Here is a 24,191-nt window from a genome sequence, read left to right as displayed (position 1 = left end):
CATGTCAATCCAGGCGATCACTCCGAAGTACCGGGCCAACCAGGTCTGCGAGAAGGGGCCGCCAGTCGCGAGGGTAAGTAATAGCGCCACAGGCGCCTCCAGGAGCGGCGAACGTACCGCCTGCAATCGCAGGCGGTGATTCGTACGCCTCCAAGGAGATCGACTATGACCCACGACTTTTCGCTGCCCGATGGCTACGCGGAATGGCTTGGCGACCTGAAGGAGCGGATCCGCGCCGCCCGGCAGCGCGCCGCATTCGCCGTCAACACCGAGCTTCTCGCTCTCTACTGGCAGATCGGACGTGAGATTGCCGACCGCCAAGAAACCCAAGGCTGGGGAGCAAAGGTGATCGAGCGGATCTCCCAGGATCTTCGCATCGCATTTCCTGACATGACCGGGCTGTCGAAGCGCAACCTCGCGTACATGCGCGCGTTCGCCGTGGCTTGGCCTGACCCCGAATTTGTGCAGCAGCCTGCTGCACAAATCCCATGGGCGCACCATCAGGTACTCCTCGACAAGTTCGACGATGCCGAGCCACGCCTGGCATACGCCGCCGCAGCAGTTGAACATGGCTGGTCACGCAGCGTGATGTCGCTACACATCGAGGGCCGCACTCTGGAGCGCTCCGGACGTGCGATCAGCAACTTCGAGCGCACGCTTCCACCCGAGGCCTCGGATCTCGCTCGAGAGATCGTCAAGGACCCCTACAACTTCGAGTTTCTCGGAGTCGGCAGGGAGGCCCGCGAGCGGGACATCGAACAGGCGCTCGTCGACCACGTCACCCAGTTCTTGGTCGAGCTCGGAGTCGGGTTCGCGTACGTCGGGCGCCAGGTGTCTCTCGAGGTCGGCGGGGAAGACTTCTTCATCGACCTGCTCTTCTATCACCTCAGGCTGCGCTGCTACGTCGTCATCGAACTCAAGGCCGGCAAGTTCAGGCCCGAGCATCTGGGGCAGCTCAACTTCTATCTGGCGGCGGTCGACGGGGAGATGGCGCATCCCGACGATGCCCCGACGATCGGGATTCTGCTGTGCCAGAGCCGTAATCAGGTCGTCGCGGAGTACTCGCTGCGCGGTTCAATGCAGCCGCTCGGAATCGCCGAGTATCAACTGCTGGCTAGCCTCCCGAGCGTCGAACGTCTCCAACAGGAACTGAGCGGTCCTGAGTGAGGCCTCAGAGTCCGGCAGTCTTCAGCTTGTCGAGCATCCGACCCATGTGGGGGTCGAAGAGCCGCACATCCGCAGCGCGGATCTCGGAGGGCGTCCACCAGCGCACACCGGCGTACTCCCGCTCGTCCGGCACCAACGGGACTCGGTGGTCGTGGGCGAGGACGAACCAGAGGCTGACGTCGGTGTGCGGATCCGGGCGGTCGGGCCGGGTCGTGGTCACCGTGATGAACAACGGGTGTGGGCCGAGGTCGGAGTGGAACCGCGCCTCGACGCCCAGTTCTTCGAGGCACTCACGACGCACGGTCTCGGCGGGGCTCTCACCTGGCTCGACGTGACCTCCTGGCGGCAGCCACAGCCCCGACTTGCGGTGGTCGCCCAGCAGGATGTGGCCGCTCACCGGGTCGACGAGGAGGAAGTAGGAGACCAGGTGCTTGGCCGGCGCGGTCGGAGCGGTGGTGCGCCGGAACACGTCGTTGGTCACGCACAACCACGCTGACGCGTCGGCGATGTGGCCGCTCTCCACGTCGTCCATCGGCTCGATCGAGTCCACCATGATCGTGATGTCGGTCAGCAGTCGGTCTTCCCGGCTCATGCCTGTGGACCATAGAGGCGAGCACCGACAGCCCGGCCACGCGTGGCGTCAGGTGAGTGCGACACGATGTGACGGTTGTCGCAGGTCATTGCGTTGCATGGTTGTGCACCGCTAGCGTTTCGATGTTTCATCCAGGTTTCCGTGCGGGGGTACGCAATGACAGAGACGTCGATCAGCATCGACGAGGAGCTGTTGGCCGAGGCGAGAAAGATCGCCGGGACGACGACCAACCAGGCTGCGATCGACCACGCACTGCGTGACCTCGTCGAGCGTGAGGCCGCCTCGGCGGAGTTCGACAGCATCGTCTCGCGCGAGCTCGGCGACACGAAGGTCACGCTGGAGTTCTGAGCTCGCCGAGCGCGTCCAGCGGGACGGGCCAGAAGTCTCGGTCGGTCGCGAGGTGGATGACATCGACCGGCACCGCGGCCGCGGCACACGCTCCGTAGAGATGGGCAGCATTCTTCCTGTCCGAGCGGTTGGGTGGGCCACCGCCGGGCCGGCACAGCAGGAGCTCGACCCGGTCGAAGCCGCGCGCATCGACCAGGTCGCGCAGCATCGTGGCGAGGTTGGCAGCACCGTCGTCGGCGATCTCCACCGGCAGCCCCTCGATCTGACACAGCTGCGGGAACGGCACCCCGTCGGGATCGACCAACATGAACCACAACCGCGGCTCGGGCCAGCCGAGGGGGTTGATCAGATGTCGCCAGGCGGCCTCGACGTCGGCCTGGGTGCGGAGGACTGGAGCGTACGGAATCTTGTCGGTCATGGGTCAAAGTCACCATGGCCTGTCGATGAGGACAACGACGATCTCGGCCCCTGTGGATAACTCTGCTCATCCACAGGGTTTCGTCCGCAAGTGGCCCGCCCGCTGCCCCTCAGGGCACGAGACGGTGCTCCTGACCCGACCAGCGCCGCCGCAGCCAGCGGTCGTGAGAGGCGACGACGATGGTGCCCGGGGTGACCCCGATCGCCTCCTCCAGCTCGCCCGCCAGAGTGAGCGAGATGTGGTTCGTGGGCTCGTCGAGAAGCAGCAGGTCCGGGCCGGTGGCGATGGCGATCGCCAGGTCGAGCCGCCGACGCTGGCCGACGCTCAGCGCGCCGACGGGCCGGTTGAGGTCGCGCGGGTGGACCAGGCCCAGGTCACGTAGCGGCACCTGGGTCGCCAGCACCTCCCCCACCGACTCCAGGTAGACGTCGGCGACCTTGCGGCGCAGGTCCCCGAACTGCGGGTCCTGGGTGAGCTCCTCGACATGCCGGGCGCTGACCTGGACCTCGCCCGAGGTCGGCTTCACACGCCCGGAGATCACTCCGAGCAGCGTGGACTTGCCGCTGCCGTTGGGCCCGGTGATCAGCAGGTGCTCCCCCGCCATGATGTCCAGGACCGGCAGGCCGACCCGCTCCTCGACAACCAGGTCGCGTACGACGACCATCCTTCCGCTCGCGCCGGTAGCCGACAGCGCGGCGTTGAGTCGCAGGGGCGGCGGTGGCTTGCGTACCTGTGCCTCTTCGGCCTCCTCCAGCCGGCGGTTGGCGTCCTTCTTGCGGCGGGCGACGGTGCGCTCGACGTTGCTGCCCTTGAACTTGTAGATGAACTTGTCGTTGTCGGTCGGGCCGCGGTTGTGGGCGATCGCGTCGTTGCCGATCTTGGTCGCGGTGCGGAGACGTTTGAGCTCGTCCTGCTGCTCCGCGTACGTCTGCTCCCACCGCTCGCGAGCGGCCTGCCGTGCCTCCTCGTAGGCGCTCCAGCCGCCGCCGAAGAGGCGCCCGCCGGCGCCGTCGGTGCCGAAGGCAGTCGGGTCGAGATCGAAGAGGCCGGTGGCGACCTCGTCGAGGAAGACTCGATCGTGGGAGGCCATCAGCACGACGCCGGGGAGGTCGCGCAGGAACTCCCCCAGCACCGCGACCGCCTCGTCGTCGAGGTGGTTGGTCGGCTCGTCGAGCAGCAGTGCGTCGGGCCGGCGCGTGATCGCGGTCGCCAGCGCCAGTCTGGTCCGCTGCCCGCCGGAGAGCGTGCTGATCGGACGCTCACGGTCCAGGCCGCTGAGGCCGAGACGCTCGGCGGCCAAGATCGCCCGCCTGTCGGCGTCCCATGCGTCGTGGGCCACCGCGAAGTCGAGCGCGCTCGCGTACGTCTCGGCGACCTCGGGGTCGTCGAGACGGTCGGCCAGCGTCTCGACCGTCGCGACCGCCTCCCGCAGCGGACGCAGGGTGGTGGCGAGCACGTCCTCGATGCTCGCCGCGTCGCGGAACGGCGGCTCCTGCGGCAGCCAGACGAGGTCGTCGGGTGCCTCGAGCGTGCCTGTGCGTTGGGCGGTGCGCGGGAGCCGGTGTGCGATAGCGCGGAGCAACGTGGACTTGCCGGCGCCGTTCTCCCCCACGAGCGCGATCCGCTCACCCGGGGAGACGGTGAGGTCTATCCCGGCGAGGACGGAGCCGCTGCGGAAGGAGACGGAGAGGTCGCGGACGACGATCGGTCCGGAGACGATGGAAGATGACATGAGAGCGCTGGCCTTCGGGTTCGAGGACGACCCGCCGGGCATGTGCCTCGGGCGCAGGTCGGAGGTCAGCGCAAGATCTTCATGATGAGTAAAGAGTACGCGGCCGACGCCTGCGACGTCCAACCGATTAACCGCGCAGGATCTTCTCCATCGCCTTGCCCTTGGCCAGCTCGTCGACGAGCTTGTCGAGGTAGCGCACCTGCCGCATGACCGGGTCCTCGATCTCCTGGACCCGCACGCCACAGACCACCCCGGTGATCAGCTCCGCGCTCGGATTGAGGTCAGCGGCGGCGAAGAACTCCTCGAAGCTTGTCCCCGCCTCGACGTGCTTGGCGATCGCGTCGTCGTCGAAGCCGGTCAGCCAGGTGATCACCTGGTGCAGCTCGGCCGTGGTGCGGCCCTTCCGCTCCACCTTCGTCACATAGTGCGGGTAGACGGAGCCGAAGGGCATCTTGTAGACGCGCTCGAGGTTATCCACGTTCCCGAGCCTAGCCCGGTCGCTCCGCGACGAGCTGGTACATCCCGGCGATACGTACGAACGGCTCCTGGTCGCACAGCTCGCGCTCGAGCTCGAGGAGACGGTCGAAGTAGGCGGGATCGTTCTTGGCAGCGTCGTCGGTGAGCAGGTCGTTGGCGATCCTGGTGCCGAAGCGGCCGGTGAGCTCCAGCCCCGCGGAGACGACCTCGGCCTCGAGATCAGCCATCGGCAGCTTGCGTACGTCATGCTCGAAGGTCACGGCCCGCTTGGTGTCCGCACGCAGCTCGGTGAGTGCAGCCTCGGGACCGCCCGTGACCAGCTGGCGCAGCACCATGCTCGCCGGGTTGGGGACCATCACTGAGAGGCGCCCACCCGGGCGCACAGCAGCCGCGAGGCGGCGTACGTCTCCGGCCTCGGCTGGGCGGTAGTGCAGCACGAAGTGGCACAGGACCAGATCCCATTCGCCCTCGGGCAGGTCGTCGAGGCCGCCGACGAGCGTGGTCAGCGATGTGCCCGCCTCTACCGCCCGACGCTTCGCCTCCGCCAGCCACGACTCCGACGGGTCGAGGATCGTGACGTCGTGACCGGCCAGTGCCAGCGGCAGCGCGTCCATCCCGTCCCCGCCGCCGACGTCGAGGATCCGCAGCCCGTCTCCCAGGTCCGCACACTGGCGCCGGAGAATCTCCTCGACCACGGTGTAGCGGATCCGGCCCCACGGGGTCGCGGTATAGGCACGCCACTGCGCGAGCTTGTCGGAGAAGACGTCGGTCATGGCGGTGGAGCCTAACCGGCGTAGGTCTGCTTCCCGCGCAGGTAGGTGGCGACGACGCGGCCGGTGAGCTTGCGGTCGTGCCAGGGGTTGTTGCGGGAGAGCGAGAGCGAACGGTCGCGATCCACGATGTAGGTCGCGGCCGGGTCGACCAGAGTCAGGTTGGCCGGCTCTCCGACCGCGATCGGACGCCCGTGCTCCTCGAGGCCGGCGATCCGGGCCGGGGTCGCGGACATGACCCGGGCGACGCCGGCCCAGTCCAGCAGCCCCGAGGAGACCATGACGGTCGAGACGACCGAGAGCGCCTCCTCGAGCCCGAGCATCCCGAAGGCCGCGTCGACGAAGGCGTGCTCCTTGTCCTGGCGAGCGTGCGGGGCGTGGTCGGTGGCGACCGCGTCGATGGTGCCGTCGGCCAGCGCCGCCCGCAGGGCCTCGACGTCCTCGGCGGGGCGCAGGGGCGGGTTGACCTTGAAGGTCGGGTCGTAGCCGGCGAGCAGGTCGGTGGTCAGCAGCAGGTGGTGCGGGGTGACCTCCGCGGTCACCGCCCAGCTGCCGTCCTTCTCCGCCTGCGCCTTCGCCCAGCGCAGCACCTCGACGGTGCCTGCGGTCGAGGCGTGGGCGACGTGCACGCGCGAGCCGGTGTGGCGGGCGAGCATCACGTCGCGGGCTACGATGACCTCCTCCGCGACTCCCGGCCAGCCGGGCAGACCGAGCCGGCCGGAGAGCTCGCCCTCGTGGCAGCAGGCCGAGCCATAGGGCGCCAGCGACGGGTCCTGGGAGTGCTGGGAGATCACGCCACCGAACGCCTTGACGTACTCCAGCGCCCGTCGCATCACCCGCGGGTCCGAGACGCAGCGGCCGTCGTCGGAGAAGACCTTGACGCCCGCCCGGGACCGGTTCATCAGGGACAGCTCGGCGAGCTCCTCACCGGCCAGTCCCTTGGTCACCGCGCCGACCGGGAACACGTCGGCCAGACCGGCCTCGCGGCCGAGGTCCCACACCGAGACCGCGGCCTCGGCCGTGTCGGTGACCGGCGAGGTGTTGGCCATCGCCAGCACGGCGGTGTAGCCGCCGGCGGCGGCCGCCGCCGCGCCCGAGGCGACCGTCTCGGCATCCTCGCGGCCCGGCTGGCGCAGGTGGGTGTGCAGGTCGACCAGCCCCGGGAGGAGGACGAGCCCGGAGGCGTCGACCACCTCGTCGACGGTCGCGGAGAGCGTACCGATCTCTCGGATCACTCCCCCGTCGACGTGGACATCGGTCGGCTCGGCCCCGAGGACGGAGACTCCCTTGATCAACAAACTCATGCGGACTCCTCGCCGGCAAGCAGGTGGTAGAGGACGGACATCCGGATCGCGACGCCGGCCGAGACCTGGTCGAGGATCCGCGAGGAGGCGGCGTCGGCGGCCTCGGGAGAGATCTCCAGGCCGCGGTTCATCGGCCCGGGGTGCAGGATCGGCGCGCCCTCGCGCAGCATTCCGAGCCGCTGACGGGTGAGCCCGTAGCCGACGGTGTACTCCCTCGACGTCGGGAAGTAGCCACCGCTCATCCGCTCGCGCTGAACGCGCAGCATCATCACCGCGTCGACCTCCGGCAGCACGTCGTCCAACGTGTAGGAGGTGGCGAACCCGTCGGCCTTGGCCCACTCGGCGATGCCCGAGGGCATCAGCGTGGGCGGGGCGACGGCGACCACGGAGGCTCCGAGCTTGGTCAGCGACTTCACGTTGGACCGGAACACCCGCGAGTGGGTCAGGTCGCCGACGATCGCGATCCGCTTGCCCTCCAGGGAGCCGGGCCCGCCAAGCTGGCGCTGGAGCGTGTAGCCGTCGAGCAGAGCCTGGGTCGGGTGCTCGTGCATCCCGTCGCCGGCGTTGATCACGGGGATGTCGAGCCAGCCGGCGACCTGGTGGGCCGCGCCGGAGGCCGAGTGACGCATCACCAGGCCGTCGACGCCCATCGCGGTCACGGTCAGCACGGTGTCGCGCAGCGACTCCCCCTTCGAGGTCGAGGAGCCCTTCGCCGACAGGTTGATCACGTCGGCCGAGAGCCACTTCCCCGCGATCTCGAACGAAGACCGGGTGCGCGTCGAGTCCTCGAAGAAGAGGTTGATCACCGTACGCCCTCGCAGCGCCGGGAGCTTCTTGACCTCACGCTTCTGGACGTCGTGCATCTCGGCGGCGGTCGCGAAGAGCTGCTGGATCTCCTCCGCGCTCACGTCGTCGATGGACAGCAGATGCTTTGTCATGCCGGAACCCCCTCGAGCTCCACGATGCGTACCTCGTCGATGCCGTCGATCTCCTCCAGGCGCAGCCCGACCCGCTCGGAGCGGGCGGTGGGGAGGTTCTTGCCGACGTGGTCGGCCCGGATCGGCAGCTGCCGGTGGCCACGGTCGACGAGAACAGCCAGACGTACGACAGCAGGGCGGCCGTAGTCGGCCAGGGCGTCGAGCGCGGCGCGGACGGTGCGGCCCGAGAAGAGCACGTCGTCGACCAGCACCACGGTCTTGCCGTCGATGCCGCCGGGCGGGATCTCGGTGTGGTGCGGAGCGCGGGTCGGGTGGGTGCGCAGGTCGTCGCGGTACATCGTCACGTCGAGCGCGCCGTGGGCAACCGGGTGCCCTTCGGCGGCCTCGATCCGCGCGGCGATCCGCTTGGCCAGCGGCACCCCGCGGGTGTGCAGACCCAGCAGCACCAGGTCTTCCGCGTCGCGGTTGCGCTCCAGGATCTCGTGGGAGATCCGGGTCAGCGCCCGGGAGATGTCACGGGCATCGAGCACGACGCGACCATCGGTCGACGGCTCTTGCAGGGCATCAGACAAGGTTGTGGTCTCCTTCTCCGCCTCACGGGACGGCTCGTTAAAGGATCGGGCCAACCTTATCCTCACTCCAGGTCGATCAGCACTTTCCCGACGGCCCCCGCCTCGACCGCGTCGTGGGCGGCGGCGGTCTCCTCGAGCCGGTAGTGGTGAAGGGGTACGCCACCCTCCGGGCCGACCCGCAGCGCCCCTGCGGCGACGGCGGCGGCGACGTCGTCGGCCGCGGCCTGGATCTGCGCCTCCTCGATGCCGTAGAGCTGGATGAACTGGTAGCGCAGGTTGAGCGAAAAGGTGGCACGCAGCGGCATGGTGAGCTCGTCACCGCCGTTGTTGGCGTAGATCGCGATGGTGCCGCGCTTGGCGATGACCGCGCGGTCCAGGTCGTTGTTGACCGCCGGAGCGACCTCGACGATCTGGTCGACGCCATCGGGTGCGATCTCGCGGATCGCGGCGGCCGGGTCGCCCTCGCGGTAGTTGACGATGTGGTGCGCCCCGGCGGCCTTCGCCAGGTCCGCCTTCTCCGCGGAGCTGACCGTGGTGATCACCGTCGCACCGGCCCACACGGCGAGCTGGATCGCGGCGTTGCCGACCGCTCCGGCACCGCCGTGGACCAGGATGGTGAGGCCGTCGAACGACCCGGGGGCCACCCGCTCCACCGTGCCGGAGGTGAGCGCCCGGTGGGCGGTCATCGCCGGGACCCCGAGCGAGGCACCGAGGTCGTAGGAGGCGCCAGCGGCCAGCTCGACGGCCTTGTGGGCCGGCACGGTGACGTACTCCGCCGCGGTCCCCCATGGCTGCCCGTGCTGGACCATGAAGAGCCAGACCGGCTGACCGACGACGTGGTCGGTGACGCCCTCGCCGATCTCCTCGATCACGCCGGCGCCGTCCTGACCCGGGGTCGCCTCGGGAGTCGTCAAGGTCGCGCTCAGGCCGGCGCGTACCTTCCAGTCGGTGGGGTTGACCCCCGCCCGCACCAGTCTGACCAGGACCTCGCCCGGGCCGGGCTTCGGCACCGGGCGCTCGGTCAGACGCATGGCGGAGGAGGGACCGTTCTCGGAGTAGACGACTGCGCGCATGACTCCGACGTTAGCGGCCGATGGCTAGAGCGCGTGCGCCATCCCAGCGCAGGCCTTGAGCCACGACATCCTGGTGTCCTCCGAGAGCTGGGAGTACTGCACCGTGGACCCCGCGACGAGCACCGGGTCGAACGGGACCCGGTAGACCCCGCGGGTGCGCTGCTGGTAGACCTCGGTGAGGTCGCGGGCCAGGTTGGTGTCGACCTTCGGGGACGGGTCGGAGAGCACGGTGATCGTCTTCAGCTTGAGGTCGGCGTAGCCCGACTCCTGGAGGGCGTCGAGCATCCACAGGCCGCTGTAGCCGGTGTCCTCGCGCACCGTCGAGGTGACCACCAGCAGGTCGGCCGTGTCGGCCGCGGCCAGCCAGTTCTCGGCACGCATGTTGTTGCCGGTGTCGACCAGGATCACCTTGTAGAAGCGCTCCAGCAGCTGGTGCACCTGCCCGAAGTCGTCGGCGTGGATCTGGCCGGTGACATCGGGCCGCTCGTCGGAGGCGAGCACATCGAAGTGGGCGTCGCCCTGGGAGCGTACGAACGCACCGAGGTCGCCGATGCGGGACTGGTAGACGTTGTTGAACGCGGCCAGGTTGTCGAGCAGCTCGCGGGTGGTGTTGCGGTGGGTGCTCCGCATGCCGCGGATGCCGAGGGTGCCGCGGGTCTCGTTGTTGTCCCAGGCCACGATCCCGCCACCGCGCACAGTGCCGAAGGTGTAGCCCGCCGCGAGCACGCCGGTGGTCTTGGCGGCGCCGCCCTTGGGGTTGATGAAGACGATCGTGCGCGGTCCGTCGAAGTCGCGCTGGATCATCGCCCGGTCCTGCTCGTAGGCGACCTCGTCCTGCCCCATCTTCGGGCTGATCAGCCCGCCGGACATCCTGCGGATCGCGCCTCGCCAGCCCCAGGTCGCGGGGCCGAACCCGGCCGACTCCGCGCGCCGGTCGAGGAAGTCGGTCGCGCTGGGGACCTCCTGCCCGTGAACGGCCGGAGGTGGCGGCGTCACCGCCACCGGAGGGGGCGGGGCGGGCGTCGTGGTGACCTGTGGGTTGGTGATGCGAGTCGCCTCCTGACTCGGGTCCGGATGGGGCTGGCTGGGGGGCGTCACCGGCCTTCCCGCCGTGTTCGGCGGGGGCGGCGTCACCCAGTGCGAGGGTGTGCCGGCCGGCCGGGTGCGCGAGTCCGGCTCGTCGTAGGGGTTGTTCTCCTGCGTCATGCGCTCTCCGAATACGGGTGCTTGGTTACGGCCTCCATCACAGCCTTGGGTCCAAACATACGGTCCCGACCGAAGCAATCGTCGATAACCGGAAAACACACGCGTCGCGCCGCACCCGAAATGACGCCACGCCTGCCCGGAACGGTCCCGGACAGGCGTACGTCTCGTGCCATCAGGCCTTGGCGAGGTCCTTCGCGACCGCGGCGAGCACGCCGTTGACGAAGGACGGCGAGTCGTCGGTCGACAGCTCGGTCACCAGTGCGGTGGCCTCGCTGATCGCGACCTCGGAGGCGACATCGCCGTCGAGGAGCTCCCAGACGCCGAGGCGGAGGACGTTGCGGTCGACCGCGGGCATCCGGGCCAGCGACCAGTCCTTGGCGAAGGCGGCGATCAGAGCGTCGATGCGCTCGGACTCGGCGACCACGCCACGGACGAGCTTGACCGTGAAGGGGTTGTTGGGCACCTCACCCTCGCGGATCTGCTGGTCGAGCAGATCACCGGCGGAGAGTCCACGGGCCTCAGCGGCGAAGAGCAGGTCGAGCGCGCGCTTACGGGCCTTAGTGCGGGCGGTGGCGACGTGAGCCACAGGTCAGCCCTTGACGCGGGAGAGGTAGGAACCGCCCTCGCGGGTGTCGACCTTGATCTTCTCGCCCTGCTCGATGAAGAGCGGCACCTGGATCTCGGCGCCGGTCTCCAGGGTGGCGGGCTTGGTGCGGCCGGTGGCCGAGTCACCCATGACACCGGGCTCGGTGTAGGAGATGACGAGCTCGACCGACGGCGGGAGCTCGACGAAGAGCACGCGACCCTCGTTGGTGGCCAGGATGACCTCCTGGTTCTCCAGGAGGAAGCCCGCGCTGTCGCCGATGATCTCCGGGCCCACCTCGACCTGGTCGAAGTCGGCGACGTCCATGAAGACGAAGTTCGAGCCGTCGTTGTAGAGGTACTGGAACGAGCGGCGGTCGACCGTGGCGGTCTCGACCTTGGTGCCGGCGTTGAAGGTCTTGTCGACGTTCTTGCCCGACTCGACGTTCTTCAGCTTGGTGCGGACGAAGGCCGGACCCTTGCCGGGCTTCACGTGCTGGAACTCGACCACCTGCCAGAGCTGGCCCTCGATCTTCAGCACCATGCCGTTCTTGAGGTCGTTCGTCGTCGCCATAACCGTCCGTCAGCCTTCGTCTCTTTGACCTGCACCGATGCAGGCTTCCTTGTCAATGTTCGTGAGGCCCGAAGGGCCTCGGAGAATCCTAGTCAACGAGAGGTACGCCGACCCAATCCGTCACGCCGCGCCGACCTTCGCGGCGATGACCGAGAGCGCCTCGTGGTAGCCGTCGATGCCCTTGCCCGCGACGACCGCGGCCGCGTGCGGGGTGATGACGCTGGTGTGCCGGAAGACCTCGGGTCGCTCGAGCGGCTCGGAGATGTGCACCTCGACCAGCGGAGCGGTCAGCTGCGCGCAGGCGTCGTAGATGGCGTAGGAGTAGTGGGTCCAGGCGGCGGCGTTGAGCACGACCGGGATGTCTTTGTCGGCCGCGGCGTTGAGCCAGTCGACCATGTCGCCCTCGTGGTTGGTCTGACGTACGTCCACGGCGAAGCCGAGCGCATGACCCCAGTCGACGCACATCGCGGCGAGCTCGTCGTAGGTGGTGTGCCCGTAGATCTCGGGCTGACGTTTCCCGAGACGACCGAGGTTGGGGCCGTTGAGGACCAGGACCTTCTTCAACGTTTTGCTCACGTCGGCATCCTTGCACGGTTTTCGCGAGCCGAATCTAAGCGCCCACTTACCTTTGTGTCAGACTGACCACATGACCGATGTACGCACCAGCACCCAGGCGCGCGGCGACCGTAGTCGTGCCCGTCTGCTCGACGCGGCGGTCCAGGCATTCTCCGCCAAGGGGTTCCACGGCACCAGCACCCGCGACATCGCCACGGCGGCCGGACTGAGCCCGGCAGCGGTCTACGTCCACCACCGCTCCAAGGAGGAGCTGCTGCACGCGATAGCGGTGCGCGGCCACGAGGTGATCCTCGAGGCGGTCACCGACGCGACCCGCGCCGACGCCACGCCCGCCGAGCGGGTCGCGGCCGCCGTACGCACCTATGTCCTCTTCCACGCGCGCTCCCACACGACGGCCCGCGTCATCAACTACGAGCTCGCCGCGCTCACCGAGGAGCACTTCCGGGAGATCGCGGGGCTGCGCCGCGCCATCGACACCGTCATGCGTGAGGTCGTCGAGGAAGGCGTACGCAGCGGCGACTTCGACACCCCCGACCCGGCCAAGGCCGCCACCGCCCTGCTCTCGCTCGGCATCGACCTGGCCCGGTGGTACCGCGACGACGGGTCCTGGACGCCCGAGGACCTCGCCGACTTCTATGCCGACCTGGCGCTGCGCGTCGTCGGCGCCCGCCCCTGATCCCCACCGGAAAGCACCCGAGGAGAAAGCACCATCATGCGCCGCACCATCTACACCGAGGACCACCAGTCCTTCCGCGAGACCATCCGCTCGTTCATCGAGAAGGAGGTCACCCCGGTCTACGACGAGTGGTACGAGGCCGGGATCGTCCCCCACGACTTCTACCTCAAGCTCGGTGAGCTCGGCGTGTGGGGCATCCAGGTGCCCGAGGAGTACGGCGGCGCCGGGATCGAGTCGTTCAAGTACTCCGCCGTCATCACCGAGGAGCTCGCCCGCGCCGGCGTCTCCTTCGGTGGCTCCAGCACCCACGTCGGCCTGTGCCTGCCCTACCTCCTCAAGCTCGGCACCAAGGAGCAGATGGAGCGCTGGATGCCCGGCTTCGTCTCCGGTGAGGAGATGTGGGCGATCGCGATGACCGAGCCCGGCACCGGCTCCGACCTCGCCGGCATGACCACCAACGCCAAGCTCACCGAGGACGGCAAGCACTACGTCCTCAACGGCGCCAAGACCTTCATCACCGGCGGCGTCAACGCCGACCGGGTGATCGTCTGTGCCCGCACCGCGCCGGCCTCCGCCGACGACCGCCGTGGCGGGATCACCCTGCTCGCCGTCGACACCTCGCTCCCGGGCTACGAGGTCGGCCGCAAGCTCGACAAGCTCGGGCTCAAGGTCTCCGACACCGCCGAGCTCTCCTTCACCGACGTGCAGGTTCCCGTCGAGGACGTGCTCGGCGAGGTCGGCAAGGGCTTCTCCTACCTCGGCCAGAACCTCCCCGTCGAGCGTCTCGGCATCGCCGTCGGCGCCTACGCGCAGGCCGCGGCCGCCGTCGAGTTCGCCAAGGCCTACGTCCACGACCGCAAGGTCTTCGGCACCACCGTCGCCTCGTTCCAGAACACCAAGTTCGAGCTGGCCGCCTGCAAGGCCGAGGTGGACGCCGCCGAGGCCGTGGTCGACCGGGCCATCGAGGCCGAGGACGCCGGCACGCTCACCGCCGCCGAGGCCGCCTCCGCCAAGCTCTTCTGCACCGAGGTCGCCCACCGGGTCATCGACCGCTGCCTCCAGCTCCACGGCGGCTACGGCTACATGAACGAGTACCCCATCGCCCGCCTCTACGCCGACAACCGCGTCAACCGGATCTACGGCGGCACCTCCGAGGTCATGAAGCTGATCATCGCCAAGGACATGGGTCTGTGACCTGGTAGAAGCCGCTGCCGAGTCGGCTCGTCATGACGAGCCGACTCGGCATACGCTCGGGGCATGACGCCGCGCGAGGACGAGAACCGTCGCCTGCTGCGGGCGCGTGACGCGATGGACCGGCACTACGCCGAGCCGCTCGACGTCGCTGCGATCGCCCGCGTCGCCCACGTCTCCCCCGCCCACTTCAGCCGTAGGTTCAAGGCAGTCTTCGGGGAGACGCCGCACCGCTACCTGCAGCGGCGGCGGATCGAGCGGTCGATGGCGTTGCTGCGGGACACCGCGATCCCGGTCACCGAGGTTGCGCTCACGGTCGGCTTCACCAGCCTCGGCACCTTCAGCCGTACGTTCCGCGACATCGTCGGCACCTCGCCGACCGACTACCGCGCCCGGGCCGACAGCCCGGCTGTGCCGGGGTGTGTGGCCCGCGCCTGGATGCGGCCGGCGAGCTGAGCAGTTTCGGAGAAGCGCGCGACGGCGAAGCGCCGCAGACTGGTCGCATGCTGACCAACATCAACATCACCGGAATCTACGTGCTCGATCAGGACGAGGCGCTCGACTTCTACGTCGGCAAGCTCGGGCTGGAGGTAGGGAGCGACGTCGACATGGGCTTCATGCGCTGGCTCACCATCCACCTTCCCGGCGACCCCGACCACCAGCTGCTGCTCGAGGTGCCGGGCGGCTCCCCCGCCCACAGCGAGGAGACGGCCGCCCAGCTGCGCGACCTGGTCACCAAGGGAGCGATGGGCGCCGTGGTCATCTTCAACACCGACGACGCAGAGAAGCTCTACGAGGACCTCTCCGCCAAGGGAGTCGAGTTCACCGACAAACCCACCAAGCAGCCTTACGGCATCGACTGTGCCTTCCGTGATCCCTTCGGCAACCACATCCGGGTGACGCAGCGCGTCGAAGGCCCGGTCGAGGTCACCGACGAGGACATCGCCCGCTGGTCCGGGAAGTGAGCCGAATCGAGGAGGACTGAGCTCCTCAATCGCTCGGCGTCCAGCGGAGGGCGTGCTAACCCGCTACCACCGCGTACGCCTCGCGCAGCTGCTCCTCCGACGGCCCGGTGAGGATGCGCGGGGTGGCGAGGTCGTGGAGGACGAGGAAGCGGAGGACCGAGCCGCGGGCCTTCTTGTCGACCCGCATCGCGCCGATGAAGTCGTCGAAGCCGGCCTCGATGCCGAGCTCCTTGACGGTGGTCGGGAGGCCGACCTTCGCAAACGTCGGCGCATGTCGGGCGGCGACGTCGTCGGAGAGGACTCCGGCGAGACGGGCGAGCTCGGCGGCGTACACACAACCGACGGCGACCGCGTCGCCGTGGCGGATCGAGAAGCCGGAGTGCTTCTCGAGCGCGTGCGCGAGGGTGTGGCCGTAGTTGAGCGTCTCGCGGCCGGGGTGGCCGTCAGCGCCCCCGGTCTCCTTCAGGTCGGCGGCGACGACCTCGGCCTTGACCCGGATCGCACGCTCGACCAGCTCGGCGAGAACGGGCGAGGACGCGGTGATCTTGTCCGTCTCGTCGACCAGACGCAGGATCCCGGGGTCGGCGATGAAGCCGCACTTGACGACCTCGCCGAGCCCGGCGATCAGGTCGGCCTCGGGCAGGGTCTCGAGCAGCGCGAGGTCGCACAGCACCCCGGCGGGCTCGTGGAACGCGCCGACGAGGTTCTTCCCGGCAGCGGTGTTGACGCCGGTCTTGCCGCCGACCGCGGCATCCACCATGGCGAGCACCGTCGTGGGCACGTGCACGACGCGTACGCCGCGCAGCCAGCCGGCCGCGACGAACCCCCCGAGGTCGGTGGTCGCGCCGCCACCGAAGGTGACGACGGCGTCGGAGCGGGTGAAGCCCCGCTCCCCCAGCGCCTCCCAGCAGTCGTTGGCGACCGCGACCGTCTTCTGGTCCTCGCCGCTGGGCAGACCGAGGCCGAGCACGTCGTAGTGCTTCAGCAGCTCCTCGAGCACCGGCTCGGCGTACTCGGCCAGGTCGGCGGCGTAGAGGAAGGCCACCCGCTCGACGCTCTCGCCCAGCAGTCCCTGGAGCCGGCCGCCGAGGCCGGAGCCGATCACGACGTCGTACGCCCCGGCGCTCTCGACCCTGATGACGGTGCTTGCGGGCTCAGTCACTTCTACTCCGTGGTGTTCAGCGCGGTGAGGGCGGTGGCGAGCTCGGCGGCGACGTCGTCGGCCGAGCGGCCGTCGGTGTCGACGACGAGCGTCGCGACCGACTCATAGATGGGTGCGCGCTCCTCCAGGAGCGTCTTGATGCGGCCGCGTACGTTGCCGAGCAGCATCGGACGGCCCGAGCCGAGGCCGACCCGCTTGACCGCGTCGGCGACCCCGACCCGCAGGTAGACGACGGTGTGCTCCTTGAGCAGGATCTGGGTCTGCTCAGCCAGCACGGCGCCGCCGCCGAGGGAGACCACTCCGTCGTGCTCGGCCAGGGCAGCCGCGACGGCGGAGGCCTCGACCGAGCGGAAGTGGGCCTCGCCCTCGTCGACGAAGATGTCCTGAACGCTCTTGCCTGCGGCCGCCGCGATGTCCTCGTCGGTGTCACGCAGGGTCACCCCGAGACGGGAGGCGAGCAGCGCCCCGACCGTGGACTTCCCGGCGCCCATCGGGCCGACCAGCACGATGGCGGGCATCACGAGTACCTCAGGTTCTCGAGGTAGGCCTTGGCGTTGCGCGCGGTCTCGGCGACCGAGTCGCCACCGAACTTCTCCAGCGCCGCCTCGGCGAGCACGAGCGCGACCATCGCCTCGGCGACGACGCCGGCGGCGGGCACCGCACAGACGTCGGAGCGCTGGTGGTGCGCCACGGCCTCCTCGCCGGTGGCCACGTCGACGGTGCGCAGTGCGCGCGGCACCGTCGCGATCGGCTTCATCGCGGCGCGTACGCGCAGGATCTCGCCGGTCGACATGCCGCCCTCGGTGCCGCCGGAGCGCCCGGAGGCGCGGCGGATGCCGTCGGCGGAGGGAACGATCTCGTCGTGGGCCTTGGAGCCCGGGGTCGCGGCGAGTTCGAAGCCGTCGCCGACCTCGACACCCTTGATCGCCTGGATGCCCATCAGCGCACCGGCCAGCCGGGCGTCGAGGCGCCGGTCCCAGTGCACGTGGGAGCCGAGGCCCGGCGGGAGGCCGTGGACGACGACCTCGACGACGCCGCCGAGGGTGTCACCGTCCTTGTGGGCCTCGTCGATCCGGGCGACCATCTGCTTGGAGCCGTCGGGGTCGAGCACCCGCACCGGGTCCTCGTCCAGGCGCGCCACGTCCTCGGGAGCGGGGACCTCGCGGCCGGGCGTACGGACCCCGCCGATCTCCAGGACGTGCGACACCAGGCGGACACCGAGGGCCTGCTCGAGGAAGGCCGAGGCGACCGCGCCGAGCGCGACGCGGGCCGCGGTCTCACGGGCCGAGGCACGCTCCAGGATCGGGCGGGCGTCGTCGAAGTCGTACTTCTGCATCCCGACCAGGTCGGCGTGGCCGGGCCGCGGACGGGTCAGCGGCGCATTGCGCGCCTGGCCGGCCAGCACGTCGGGGTCGACCGGGTCGGAGGCCATCACGGTCTCCCACTTGGGCCACTCGGTGTTGCCGACCTCGATCGCGACCGGACCGCCCTGGCTCTCCCCGTGGCGTACGCCGCCGGTGATCCGCACCTGGTCCTTCTCGAACTTCATCCGGGCACCGCGGCCATAGCCCAGCCGCCGCCGGGCCAGGGCATCAGAGATGTCGTCAGAGGTGATCCGGACGTGGGCGGGCAGACCCTCCATCACGGCCGTCAAGGACGGACCATGGGACTCGCCCGCAGTGAGCCAACGCAACATGACGCCAGTCTTTCATCCCGGCCGCGCAACCCCGTGCACCCGGCCTCAAAGCGAGACGGCGAGCACACCGACGAGCATGCCCAGAATCATGAACGGCCCGTACGCCAGGGGCTCGCGCATCGCCGTACGCGAGCGCTGCGCGACGGCGCGCCCGATGCCCCAGACGCCGAAGATCGCCAGACCGGCCCACAGCCCGACCGCCAGCTGCTCCCAGCCGAGCCGACCGAGGACCAGGCCGACGAGTGCCGCCAGCCGTACGTCGCCGAAGCCCATCGCGTGCGGCACCATCCGCCACAGCAGCCAGAACGCCGATCGCGCGATCACCAGGCCAGCAAGGGCGCCAAGTGCCGCCGCAGTGTCACGCGTCCAGAGCCACTCGGCACAGAGCAGGCCGAGCGCGACCGCAGTCGCCACCAGGATCGGCACCTTCGGCAGCCGCTGGACGCGCCAGTCGACATAGGCGAGCAGCACCCAGACAGGGGTGAGGGGCACCAGGGCCACCATCAGTCTCGACGGCTCCACCTGCCAGGCGAGCAGCCCGGCGAGCGCCGCGGAGACACCCACCGCGAGAGGAAGCAGCGGCGGCCATCCGGCCACGGTGGCATAGGAGACCGCCGGCGGATCGTCGACCGGCTCAGGGAGCCGGCGGAGCAGCGTCGGCACCCCGAGAGCGAGCAGACCGGCGACGGCCGCACTCACCAGCACGACCGCCCCGGGACTCATGCCGGTGTCGGCTCCATGATGCCAAGCGCCTTCTCCCCCGCCGCCCGCATCGCAGCGAGCGGCGCGGTCCGGCCGGTGAAGAGCTCGAACTGCAGCACCGCCTGGTGCACGAGCAGATCCAGGCCGCTCACCGCCACCCCAGGGGTCACCGACAGCAGGGGCGAGGGCCACGGGTCGTAGACGACGTCGAAGACGACCGGCGTCGAGGCCCAGCGGTCGATCAGCTCCGGGGTCTGCGCCTTCGCCGGAACAGTGGAGACGACCACGTCGACACCGTCGGCCGCCGAGTCGAGCGGCAGCACCGAGACGACGGGCTTGCTCCGGTGACGCGAGATCATCTCGATCGTCTCCCCTGCCGCCCCTGGGTTGCGCGCCAGCAGCGTGATCCGGGAGGCACCCAGCTCGGCCAGCGCGAGACCCGTGGAGGCCGCGGTCGCGCCGGCGCCCAGGATCGCACCGGACGTACAGGAGAACCCCTCGCCCGCGCGCTCCCGGATCGCCGCGACGGCGCCTGGCAGATCGGTGTTGTCCCCCACCCAGCCGTGCGAGGAGCGCACCAGCGTGTTGACCGCCCCCACGAGCCGCGCTCGCGGCGACATCGAGCGCGCCAGCTCGTACGCCTCCCGCTTGAGCGGCATCGTCACCGACAGCCCACGCCATCGGCTCGGCGGCCAGTCACCGCCGAGGTCCGCGACGTACTTGGCCAGGCCACCGGCCTGCACGCGCGTGGACGTGTAGGACCAGTCGGACATCTCCAGCTCGGCGTACGCCGCCTGGTGGAGGACCGGGGAGAGCGAGTGATCGATCGGATCACCCAGGACAGCACACTTCACTCAGGTCTTCTCCTCAGCAGCTCTTGGACTCGGTTGCGCAGTAGTCCTTGTACTCGGCCTTGAACTTCAGGAACTGGTCGTAGTTCTTGGCGAACTTCGTCTCACCGGTCTTCAGGTTGACGGTCACGTAGTAGTACCAGTCACCGTCCGCCGGATTGAGCGCGGCCTGGATCGCGTTGTCACCCGGGGCGCCGATCGGCCCCGGAGGCAGGCCCTTGTTGGTGTAGGTGTTGTAGGACGAGTCGACGGACTGCACGTCGACGCCACCGAGCTCGGTGCTTCCAGACTTCCCGAGCGCGTAGTTGACCGTCGCGTCGATCTGCAGGAAGCCCGCCTGGCCGGCCGTGCCGGGATTCTCGACTCGGTTGTAGATGACCCGGGCGATCTTGGCCATGTCATCGCCGCGACCCTCCGCCTCAACAAGCGATGCCACGGTCATGATCTGCTCGGGTGTACATGCCTTGCCGCCACCGCACTTGAGCTGTTTGGCGCGCGCCTCGATGTCGTTGTCGCCGAGCGCCTGCTCCCACCGGTCGACCATCATCGTGAGCATCTCGGTCGGCGTCGCGTCCGGCGGGAAGGCGTACGTCGCCGGGAACAGGTAACCCTCGACGTTGCCCTCGGCGTAGTCGGGCAGACCGATCGCCTCGGTGTCCTGGGCGGCCTTCTTGAACTCGGCCGGCTTCTTCCCGGTCTTCTCGGCGAGCACCTTGTAGATCGCCTTGGCTCGCGATCCCTCGGTGATGGTGACGTTGACCGTGTCGATGTTCTCCGGGTTGGCGAGGATCTCGACGGCGTCGGCGGCCTTCATCTGCTTCTTCAGCGGGTAGAAGCCGACCTGGACGGTCAGCCCCTCGGCGTTGGCCGCCTCGATGAAGGCGTCGACCGACTCCACCACGCCGACCTCCTTCAGGTTGCGGCCGACGGCTGAGACGGAGTCACCCTCGTGCACCTCGAAGGAGACGGGGTCGGTGCCGGGTCCCGGGTAGTCGGCCGGCGGCGCGACCATGTCCTTGACGTAGTCGATGGCCCGGTCGCCCACGAAGTAGAACCCACCGACGACCACCGCCATCGCCACCAGCACGGCCAGACAGCCACCGAAGCGTCGTTTGCGCTTGGGCGGCTCCTCGTCGAAGTAGGGATCGTGGTCGGCGGGACCGCCCTCGAAGAAGGCAGGCTGCTGCTGGTAGGTCGGACCGCCGTAGCCGCCCGGCCGCTGCGGCGGCTCCTGCCGGCCGTAGCCCGGCGGGGGCGTGCCGGCACCGGGCACCGGACGGGGCCCCGGGCGCCGGCCCGGCTGACCCTGCTGCGGAGGCATCTGCCCCGGCATCTGCGGCGGCATCCGGCGTGGGTCGCGGGGATCCTGCGGAGGCTGCTGCCGTGGCGGATGGCCACCGCGCGGATCGCGACCATATGACCCCTGGCCAGGGCGACGCGGGTCGCGCGGGTCCGGGGGGTAGTAGCGCTCACTCAATGACCGACCTCAACGATCTCTCCAGGCGCGGTCCCCGAAGCGCGCTCACTGTCCAATGCGTGTTGCAGGATCACAACCGCCGCGGCCATGTCCACCACGGCTCGGCGGTCCTGACCCTTGCGCCCCCGGTCTCGGAGCATAGCCTCCGCGGAAACTGTGGTGAGTCGTTCGTCGACGAGGCGAACCGGGACCGGGGCCACTCGTCGCGCCAAGGACGCGGCGAAGTCCCGGACCTTAGCAGTCGCCGGGTTCTCCCCTCCCTTGAGGGACCGGGGCAGCCCGACGACCACCTCGAGCATCGTCGACTCCTCAGCGATCTCGGCGACGATCGCCTGCAGACGGGCGAGGTCTCCGCGACCCTTCTTGACCGTCTCGAGCGGCGTCGCCAGGAACCCCGTGGGGTCACTCCTGGCGACGCCGATCCGGGCGTCGCCAGGATCGAGACCGAGGCGCACGCCGTGCCGCATCAGGCTTGCGCGACCAGCGTCGCGACCATTCCGAGCGCGGTGTCGATCTTGGAGACGTCGGTGCCGCCGCCCTGGGCGAAGTCCGGCTTGCCGCCGCCACGACCACCCACGACCGGCGCGAGCTCCTTGATCAGGTCACCCGCCTTGACGCCCTTGGCGATGCCGGCCGGGTTGACCGCGGCCACCACCGCGACCTTGTCGTCGGCGTCACCGATGAGCACCACAGCCGCCGGCGCGTCACCGAGCCGGGCGCGTACGTCCTGGGCGAGCGTGCGCGCGTCGCCGCCGCCGACCCCGGGGACCCGCTGGGCGACGAGCTGGACGCCGTTGACGTCGACCGCGGAGTCCGCGATCGAGCCACCGGAGGCGAGCAGCTGTGCCGTACGCGCCCGGGCGATCTCCTTCTCGGCGGCCTTGAGCCGCTCCATCAGATCGGAGACCCGGCCGACGACGTCGTCGGACTTCGTCTTGAGCAGCAGGTTGAGCTCGGAGACCACGTCACGCTCGCGGGCGAGGTAGTTGAAGCCCTCGACGCCCGTGTAGGCCTCGATGCGCCGGTTGCCGGAGCCGACCGAGGCCTCCGAGGTGACCACGACGGTGCCGATCTGGGCGGAGTGGTCCACGTGGGTGCCACCGCACAGCTCACGCGACCAGGGGCCGCCGATCTCGACGACGCGCACCTTGGAGTCGTCGTAGGTCTCGCCGAAGAGCGCGATCGCGCCCCACTCCTTGGCCTGCGGGAGCGTCATGTAGTCCCAGGAGACCGGCAGGTCCGCCCGCAGCGCGTTGTTGGAGACCTCCTCGATCTCGTGCATCTGCTCAGGCGTCAGACCCTTGGTCCAGCCGTAGTCGAGACGCAGGTAGCCCGGGCGGTTGTAGGAACCCGACTGCAGCGCGGTCGGGCCGAGCACCTCGCGCAGCGCCGCGTGCACCACGTGGGTGCCGGAGTGGGCCTGGCGGGCGCCGAGACGCCACTCGGGGTCGACCTGCGCGTGCACGAGGGACTCGCCGCCGTGGAACTCGCCGTCGACGACCCGGACCTGGTGCACCACGAGGCCCTTGACCGGCCGCTGCACGTCGACGACCTCGAGCCGGCCGCCGTCGAACTCGATGATGCCCGCGTCGGCGGACTGGCCACCGGACTCGGCGTAGAACGGGGTGCGGTCCAGGACGATCTCACCGATCTCCTCGGGACCGAGCACGTCGACCCGCTTGCCCTCCTTGAGGAGGGCGATCGGCTTCGACTCGGTGTCGAGGGTCGTGTACGCCTGCCAGTCGGTCGGCCCGTTGCTGTCGAGGATGCCGCGGTAGACCGACACGTCGGCGTGCTGGCCCTTCTTCGCGCGCGCGTCGGCCTTGGCCCGCTCGCGCTGCTCGGTCATCAGACCGCGGAAGCCCGGCTCGTCGACCTCGAGGCCCGCCTCGGCGGCCATCTCGAGGGTCAGGTCGATCGGGAAGCCGTACGTGTCGTGGAGCTGGAACGCCTTGGCCCCCGTGAACGTGGTGGATCCGCTCGACTTCACCTCGGTCGCGGCCAGGTCGAAGATCTGGGTGCCGGCCGCGAGGGTCTTGCGGAAGGCCTCCTCCTCGGCATCGGCGACCCGCTTGATCCGGTCCCAGCCGGTGTGCAGGTCGGTGTAGGTCTCCCCCATCTTGTCGCGGGAGATCGGCAGCAGCTCCGGCATCGCCGGGTCCTCGTAGCCAAGCAGGCGCATGTTGCGGATCGCGCGGCGCATGAGGCGGCGCAGGACGTAGCCGCGGCCCTCGTTGCCGGGGGTGACACCGTCGCCGATCAGCATCAGCGAGGAGCGCACGTGGTCGGCGACGACCCGGAAGCGGACGTCGTCCTCGTAGGAGGCGCCGTACTTCTTCCCGGTCAGCTCCATCGCCTTCTCGATGACCGGGAAGACGACGTCGGTCTCATACATGTTGGACTTGCCCTGCATGAGGTAGGCGACGCGCTCGAGACCGAGACCGGTGTCGATGCCGGTCTGCGCGAGCGGGCCGTCGATGTCGACGTCGTACTTGGACCGCGCCGCGACGACGTTGTCCTGCATGAAGACGAGGTTCCAGAACTCCAGGTAGCGGTCGCCGGCGTCCCAGTCACGGTCGGCGCCGAACTCCGGGCCACGGTCGATCAGGATCTCCGAGCACGGACCGCCCGGCCCGGGCACGCCCATGGACCAGTAGTTCTCGCTCGGGGGCAGCCGCACGATGCGGTCGTCGGGAAGGCCGGAGATCTTCTTCCAGAGCGCGACCGCCTCCTCGTCGCCGTTGAGCACCGAGGGGTAGAGGACCGCCTCGTCGAAGCCGAAGCCACCGTCGGCGACCGACTTGGTGACCAGCTCCCAGGCGAGCGTGATCGCGCCCTCCTTGAAGTAGTCACCGAAGGAGAAGTTGCCGCACATCTCGAAGAAGGTGCCGTGACGGGTGGTCTTGCCGACCTCCTCGATGTCGGGCGTACGGATGCACTTCTGCACCGAGGTCGCCCGGTCGTAGGGCGGGGTGGCCTGGCCCAGGAAGTAGGGCTTGAAGGGCACCATGCCTGCGTTGACGAAGAGCAGGTTGGGGTCGTCGAGCAGGAGCGATGCCGACGGCACCACCGTGTGCTCGCCGACACTCGTGTTCTCGGCGAAATGCGCCGTGAAACGGCGGCGGATCTCCGCCGTGCTCAA

At 69.4% G+C, this 24,191-nt stretch carries 27 protein-coding genes; 6 read left to right on the top strand and 21 right to left on the bottom strand.

The genetic code is table 11. The features are described from left to right. Positions 1–165 precede the first annotated feature (165 nt). Positions 166–1,167, top strand: coding sequence for a PDDEXK nuclease domain-containing protein (locus ABT304_RS10710; RefSeq protein WP_350715049.1), 1,002 nt, complete (start codon positions 166–168; stop codon positions 1,165–1,167). Between the two features lie 4 nt (positions 1,168–1,171). On the opposite strand, the gene ABT304_RS10705 is transcribed toward ABT304_RS10710, so the two are convergent. After that, positions 1,172–1,759 (bottom strand): NUDIX hydrolase, encoded by a 588-nt coding sequence (locus tag ABT304_RS10705; protein ID WP_350715047.1) that lies wholly within the window; start codon positions 1,757–1,759, stop codon positions 1,172–1,174. A gap of 156 nt (positions 1,760–1,915) precedes the next feature. Between ABT304_RS10705 and ABT304_RS10700 the strand changes: the two genes are divergently transcribed. Further along, positions 1,916–2,107, top strand: coding sequence for a type II toxin-antitoxin system VapB family antitoxin (locus ABT304_RS10700; protein ID WP_350715045.1), 192 nt, complete (start codon positions 1,916–1,918; stop codon positions 2,105–2,107). Here the strand turns inward: ABT304_RS10700 and ABT304_RS10695 are convergent. From ABT304_RS10695 to ABT304_RS10640, 12 genes are all read right to left on the bottom strand, one after another. Further along, positions 2,091–2,525: a hypothetical protein gene (locus ABT304_RS10695; RefSeq protein ID WP_350715044.1), complete on the bottom strand. Its 435-nt coding sequence runs from the start codon at positions 2,523–2,525 to the stop codon at positions 2,091–2,093. The genes ABT304_RS10700 and ABT304_RS10695 overlap by 17 nt on opposite strands. Positions 2,526–2,634: 109 nt before the next feature. After that, a complete protein-coding gene (locus ABT304_RS10690; protein WP_350715042.1) occupies positions 2,635–4,257 on the bottom strand; it encodes an ABC-F family ATP-binding cassette domain-containing protein in 1,623 nt (540 codons plus the stop codon). A gap of 127 nt (positions 4,258–4,384) precedes the next feature. Next, complete coding sequence (locus ABT304_RS10685; RefSeq protein WP_350715040.1) at positions 4,385–4,735, bottom strand: DUF2200 domain-containing protein; 351 nt, start codon at positions 4,733–4,735, stop codon at positions 4,385–4,387. 10 nt (positions 4,736–4,745) lie between these two features. Next, positions 4,746–5,507: a methyltransferase domain-containing protein gene (locus ABT304_RS10680; RefSeq protein ID WP_350715036.1), complete on the bottom strand. Its 762-nt coding sequence runs from the start codon at positions 5,505–5,507 to the stop codon at positions 4,746–4,748. Positions 5,508–5,518: 11 nt separating this feature from the next. Continuing rightward, the gene (locus tag ABT304_RS10675; RefSeq protein WP_350715034.1) at positions 5,519–6,808 is read right to left on the bottom strand and encodes a dihydroorotase; all 1,290 of its coding nucleotides are present in this window, start codon (positions 6,806–6,808) and stop codon (positions 5,519–5,521) included. After that, a complete protein-coding gene (locus tag ABT304_RS10670; RefSeq protein WP_160022954.1) occupies positions 6,805–7,746 on the bottom strand; it encodes an aspartate carbamoyltransferase catalytic subunit in 942 nt (313 codons plus the stop codon). Before ABT304_RS10670 ends, ABT304_RS10675 begins: the two co-directional genes overlap by 4 nt. Next, positions 7,743–8,318: a bifunctional pyr operon transcriptional regulator/uracil phosphoribosyltransferase PyrR gene (gene pyrR, locus ABT304_RS10665; RefSeq protein WP_160022952.1), complete on the bottom strand. Its 576-nt coding sequence runs from the start codon at positions 8,316–8,318 to the stop codon at positions 7,743–7,745. The genes ABT304_RS10670 and pyrR overlap by 4 nt, the downstream gene beginning before the upstream one ends. A 62-nt stretch (positions 8,319–8,380) precedes the next feature. Further along, positions 8,381–9,391 (bottom strand): NADPH:quinone reductase, encoded by a 1,011-nt coding sequence (locus tag ABT304_RS10660; RefSeq protein WP_350715032.1) that lies wholly within the window; start codon positions 9,389–9,391, stop codon positions 8,381–8,383. Positions 9,392–9,415: 24 nt separating this feature from the next. After that, positions 9,416–10,597 carry a MinD/ParA family ATP-binding protein gene (locus ABT304_RS10655; protein WP_350715031.1) on the bottom strand — a complete coding sequence of 394 codons (1,182 nt, stop codon included), beginning with the start codon at positions 10,595–10,597 and terminating at the stop codon, positions 9,416–9,418. A gap of 172 nt (positions 10,598–10,769) precedes the next feature. After that, on the bottom strand, positions 10,770–11,183 hold the full coding sequence (gene nusB / locus ABT304_RS10650) for a transcription antitermination factor NusB (protein WP_160022948.1): 414 nt from the start codon (positions 11,181–11,183) through the stop codon (positions 10,770–10,772). A 3-nt stretch (positions 11,184–11,186) separates the two neighbouring features. Then, a complete protein-coding gene (gene efp, locus ABT304_RS10645; protein ID WP_160022946.1) occupies positions 11,187–11,753 on the bottom strand; it encodes an elongation factor P in 567 nt (188 codons plus the stop codon). Positions 11,754–11,873: 120 nt separating this feature from the next. After that, positions 11,874–12,329, bottom strand: coding sequence for a type II 3-dehydroquinate dehydratase (locus tag ABT304_RS10640; RefSeq protein ID WP_350715029.1), 456 nt, complete (start codon positions 12,327–12,329; stop codon positions 11,874–11,876). Positions 12,330–12,399: 70 nt separating this feature from the next. On the opposite strand from ABT304_RS10640, the gene ABT304_RS10635 reads away from it, so the two are divergent. The 4 genes from ABT304_RS10635 to ABT304_RS10620 all read left to right on the top strand — a co-directional run bounded on the left by ABT304_RS10635 (position 12,400) and on the right by ABT304_RS10620 (position 15,161). Continuing rightward, positions 12,400–13,005, top strand: a complete 606-nt coding sequence (locus ABT304_RS10635) for a TetR/AcrR family transcriptional regulator (protein ID WP_160022942.1) — start codon at positions 12,400–12,402, stop codon at positions 13,003–13,005. 36 nt (positions 13,006–13,041) lie between these two features. Continuing rightward, positions 13,042–14,199: an acyl-CoA dehydrogenase family protein gene (locus ABT304_RS10630; protein ID WP_350715027.1), complete on the top strand. Its 1,158-nt coding sequence runs from the start codon at positions 13,042–13,044 to the stop codon at positions 14,197–14,199. A 63-nt stretch (positions 14,200–14,262) separates the two neighbouring features. Continuing rightward, positions 14,263–14,652: a helix-turn-helix domain-containing protein gene (locus ABT304_RS10625; RefSeq protein ID WP_160022934.1), complete on the top strand. Its 390-nt coding sequence runs from the start codon at positions 14,263–14,265 to the stop codon at positions 14,650–14,652. A gap of 47 nt (positions 14,653–14,699) precedes the next feature. Beyond that, positions 14,700–15,161, top strand: coding sequence for a VOC family protein (locus tag ABT304_RS10620; RefSeq protein ID WP_350715025.1), 462 nt, complete (start codon positions 14,700–14,702; stop codon positions 15,159–15,161). Positions 15,162–15,216: 55 nt separating this feature from the next. On the opposite strand, the gene aroB is transcribed toward ABT304_RS10620, so the two are convergent. From aroB to alaS, 8 genes are all read right to left on the bottom strand, one after another. Next, complete coding sequence (gene aroB / locus ABT304_RS10615) at positions 15,217–16,323, bottom strand: 3-dehydroquinate synthase (protein ID WP_350715023.1); 1,107 nt, start codon at positions 16,321–16,323, stop codon at positions 15,217–15,219. 2 nt (positions 16,324–16,325) lie between these two features. Beyond that, positions 16,326–16,841 (bottom strand): shikimate kinase, encoded by a 516-nt coding sequence (locus ABT304_RS10610; protein ID WP_160022928.1) that lies wholly within the window; start codon positions 16,839–16,841, stop codon positions 16,326–16,328. Continuing rightward, on the bottom strand, positions 16,841–18,019 hold the full coding sequence (gene aroC / locus ABT304_RS10605) for a chorismate synthase (protein ID WP_350715021.1): 1,179 nt from the start codon (positions 18,017–18,019) through the stop codon (positions 16,841–16,843). Before aroC ends, ABT304_RS10610 begins: the two co-directional genes overlap by 1 nt. Positions 18,020–18,064: 45 nt before the next feature. Beyond that, a complete protein-coding gene (locus ABT304_RS10600) occupies positions 18,065–18,742 on the bottom strand; it encodes a prepilin peptidase (RefSeq protein WP_350715019.1) in 678 nt (225 codons plus the stop codon). Beyond that, entirely contained in the window at positions 18,739–19,575 is an 837-nt protein-coding gene (locus tag ABT304_RS10595) for a shikimate dehydrogenase (RefSeq protein ID WP_350715017.1), read from the bottom strand. Before ABT304_RS10595 ends, ABT304_RS10600 begins: the two co-directional genes overlap by 4 nt. A 13-nt stretch (positions 19,576–19,588) precedes the next feature. Continuing rightward, entirely contained in the window at positions 19,589–20,917 is a 1,329-nt protein-coding gene (gene mltG / locus ABT304_RS10590) for an endolytic transglycosylase MltG (protein ID WP_350715016.1), read from the bottom strand. A gap of 128 nt (positions 20,918–21,045) precedes the next feature. Then, complete coding sequence (gene ruvX, locus ABT304_RS10585; RefSeq protein WP_160022920.1) at positions 21,046–21,516, bottom strand: Holliday junction resolvase RuvX; 471 nt, start codon at positions 21,514–21,516, stop codon at positions 21,046–21,048. Continuing rightward, the gene (alaS, locus tag ABT304_RS10580; protein ID WP_350715102.1) at positions 21,516–24,191 is read right to left on the bottom strand and encodes an alanine--tRNA ligase; all 2,676 of its coding nucleotides are present in this window, start codon (positions 24,189–24,191) and stop codon (positions 21,516–21,518) included. Before alaS ends, ruvX begins: the two co-directional genes overlap by 1 nt.

The sequence above is a fragment of the Nocardioides sp. NPDC000445 genome, assembly GCF_040300245.1.
In the GTDB taxonomy this organism is placed as follows: domain Bacteria; phylum Actinomycetota; class Actinomycetes; order Propionibacteriales; family Nocardioidaceae; genus Nocardioides.
Note: the sequence above shows the minus strand (reverse complement) of the source record. Positions and strands in the feature narration are given on the sequence as shown.

Coding starts and splice junctions, on each gene's coding strand:
- ABT304_RS10710 (WP_350715049.1), top strand. CDS start 166: ATGACCCACGACTTTTCGCTGCCCGATGGCTACGCGGAATGGCTTGGC.
- ABT304_RS10705 (WP_350715047.1), bottom strand. CDS start 1,759: ATGAGCCGGGAAGACCGACTGCTGACCGACATCACGATCATGGTGGAC.
- ABT304_RS10700 (WP_350715045.1), top strand. CDS start 1,916: ATGACAGAGACGTCGATCAGCATCGACGAGGAGCTGTTGGCCGAGGCG.
- ABT304_RS10695 (WP_350715044.1), bottom strand. CDS start 2,525: ATGACCGACAAGATTCCGTACGCTCCAGTCCTCCGCACCCAGGCCGAC.
- ABT304_RS10690 (WP_350715042.1), bottom strand. CDS start 4,257: ATGTCATCTTCCATCGTCTCCGGACCGATCGTCGTCCGCGACCTCTCC.
- ABT304_RS10680 (WP_350715036.1), bottom strand. CDS start 5,507: ATGACCGACGTCTTCTCCGACAAGCTCGCGCAGTGGCGTGCCTATACC.
- ABT304_RS10675 (WP_350715034.1), bottom strand. CDS start 6,808: ATGAGTTTGTTGATCAAGGGAGTCTCCGTCCTCGGGGCCGAGCCGACC.
- ABT304_RS10670 (WP_160022954.1), bottom strand. CDS start 7,746: ATGACAAAGCATCTGCTGTCCATCGACGACGTGAGCGCGGAGGAGATC.
- ABT304_RS10660 (WP_350715032.1), bottom strand. CDS start 9,391: ATGCGCGCAGTCGTCTACTCCGAGAACGGTCCCTCCTCCGCCATGCGT.
- ABT304_RS10655 (WP_350715031.1), bottom strand. CDS start 10,597: ATGACGCAGGAGAACAACCCCTACGACGAGCCGGACTCGCGCACCCGG.
- efp (WP_160022946.1), bottom strand. CDS start 11,753: ATGGCGACGACGAACGACCTCAAGAACGGCATGGTGCTGAAGATCGAG.
- ABT304_RS10635 (WP_160022942.1), top strand. CDS start 12,400: ATGACCGATGTACGCACCAGCACCCAGGCGCGCGGCGACCGTAGTCGT.
- ABT304_RS10630 (WP_350715027.1), top strand. CDS start 13,042: ATGCGCCGCACCATCTACACCGAGGACCACCAGTCCTTCCGCGAGACC.
- ABT304_RS10625 (WP_160022934.1), top strand. CDS start 14,263: ATGACGCCGCGCGAGGACGAGAACCGTCGCCTGCTGCGGGCGCGTGAC.
- ABT304_RS10620 (WP_350715025.1), top strand. CDS start 14,700: ATGCTGACCAACATCAACATCACCGGAATCTACGTGCTCGATCAGGAC.
- ABT304_RS10610 (WP_160022928.1), bottom strand. CDS start 16,841: ATGCCCGCCATCGTGCTGGTCGGCCCGATGGGCGCCGGGAAGTCCACG.
- aroC (WP_350715021.1), bottom strand. CDS start 18,019: ATGTTGCGTTGGCTCACTGCGGGCGAGTCCCATGGTCCGTCCTTGACG.
- ABT304_RS10600 (WP_350715019.1), bottom strand. CDS start 18,742: ATGAGTCCCGGGGCGGTCGTGCTGGTGAGTGCGGCCGTCGCCGGTCTG.
- mltG (WP_350715016.1), bottom strand. CDS start 20,917: ATGCCGCCGCAGATGCCGGGGCAGATGCCTCCGCAGCAGGGTCAGCCG.
- ruvX (WP_160022920.1), bottom strand. CDS start 21,516: ATGCGGCACGGCGTGCGCCTCGGTCTCGATCCTGGCGACGCCCGGATC.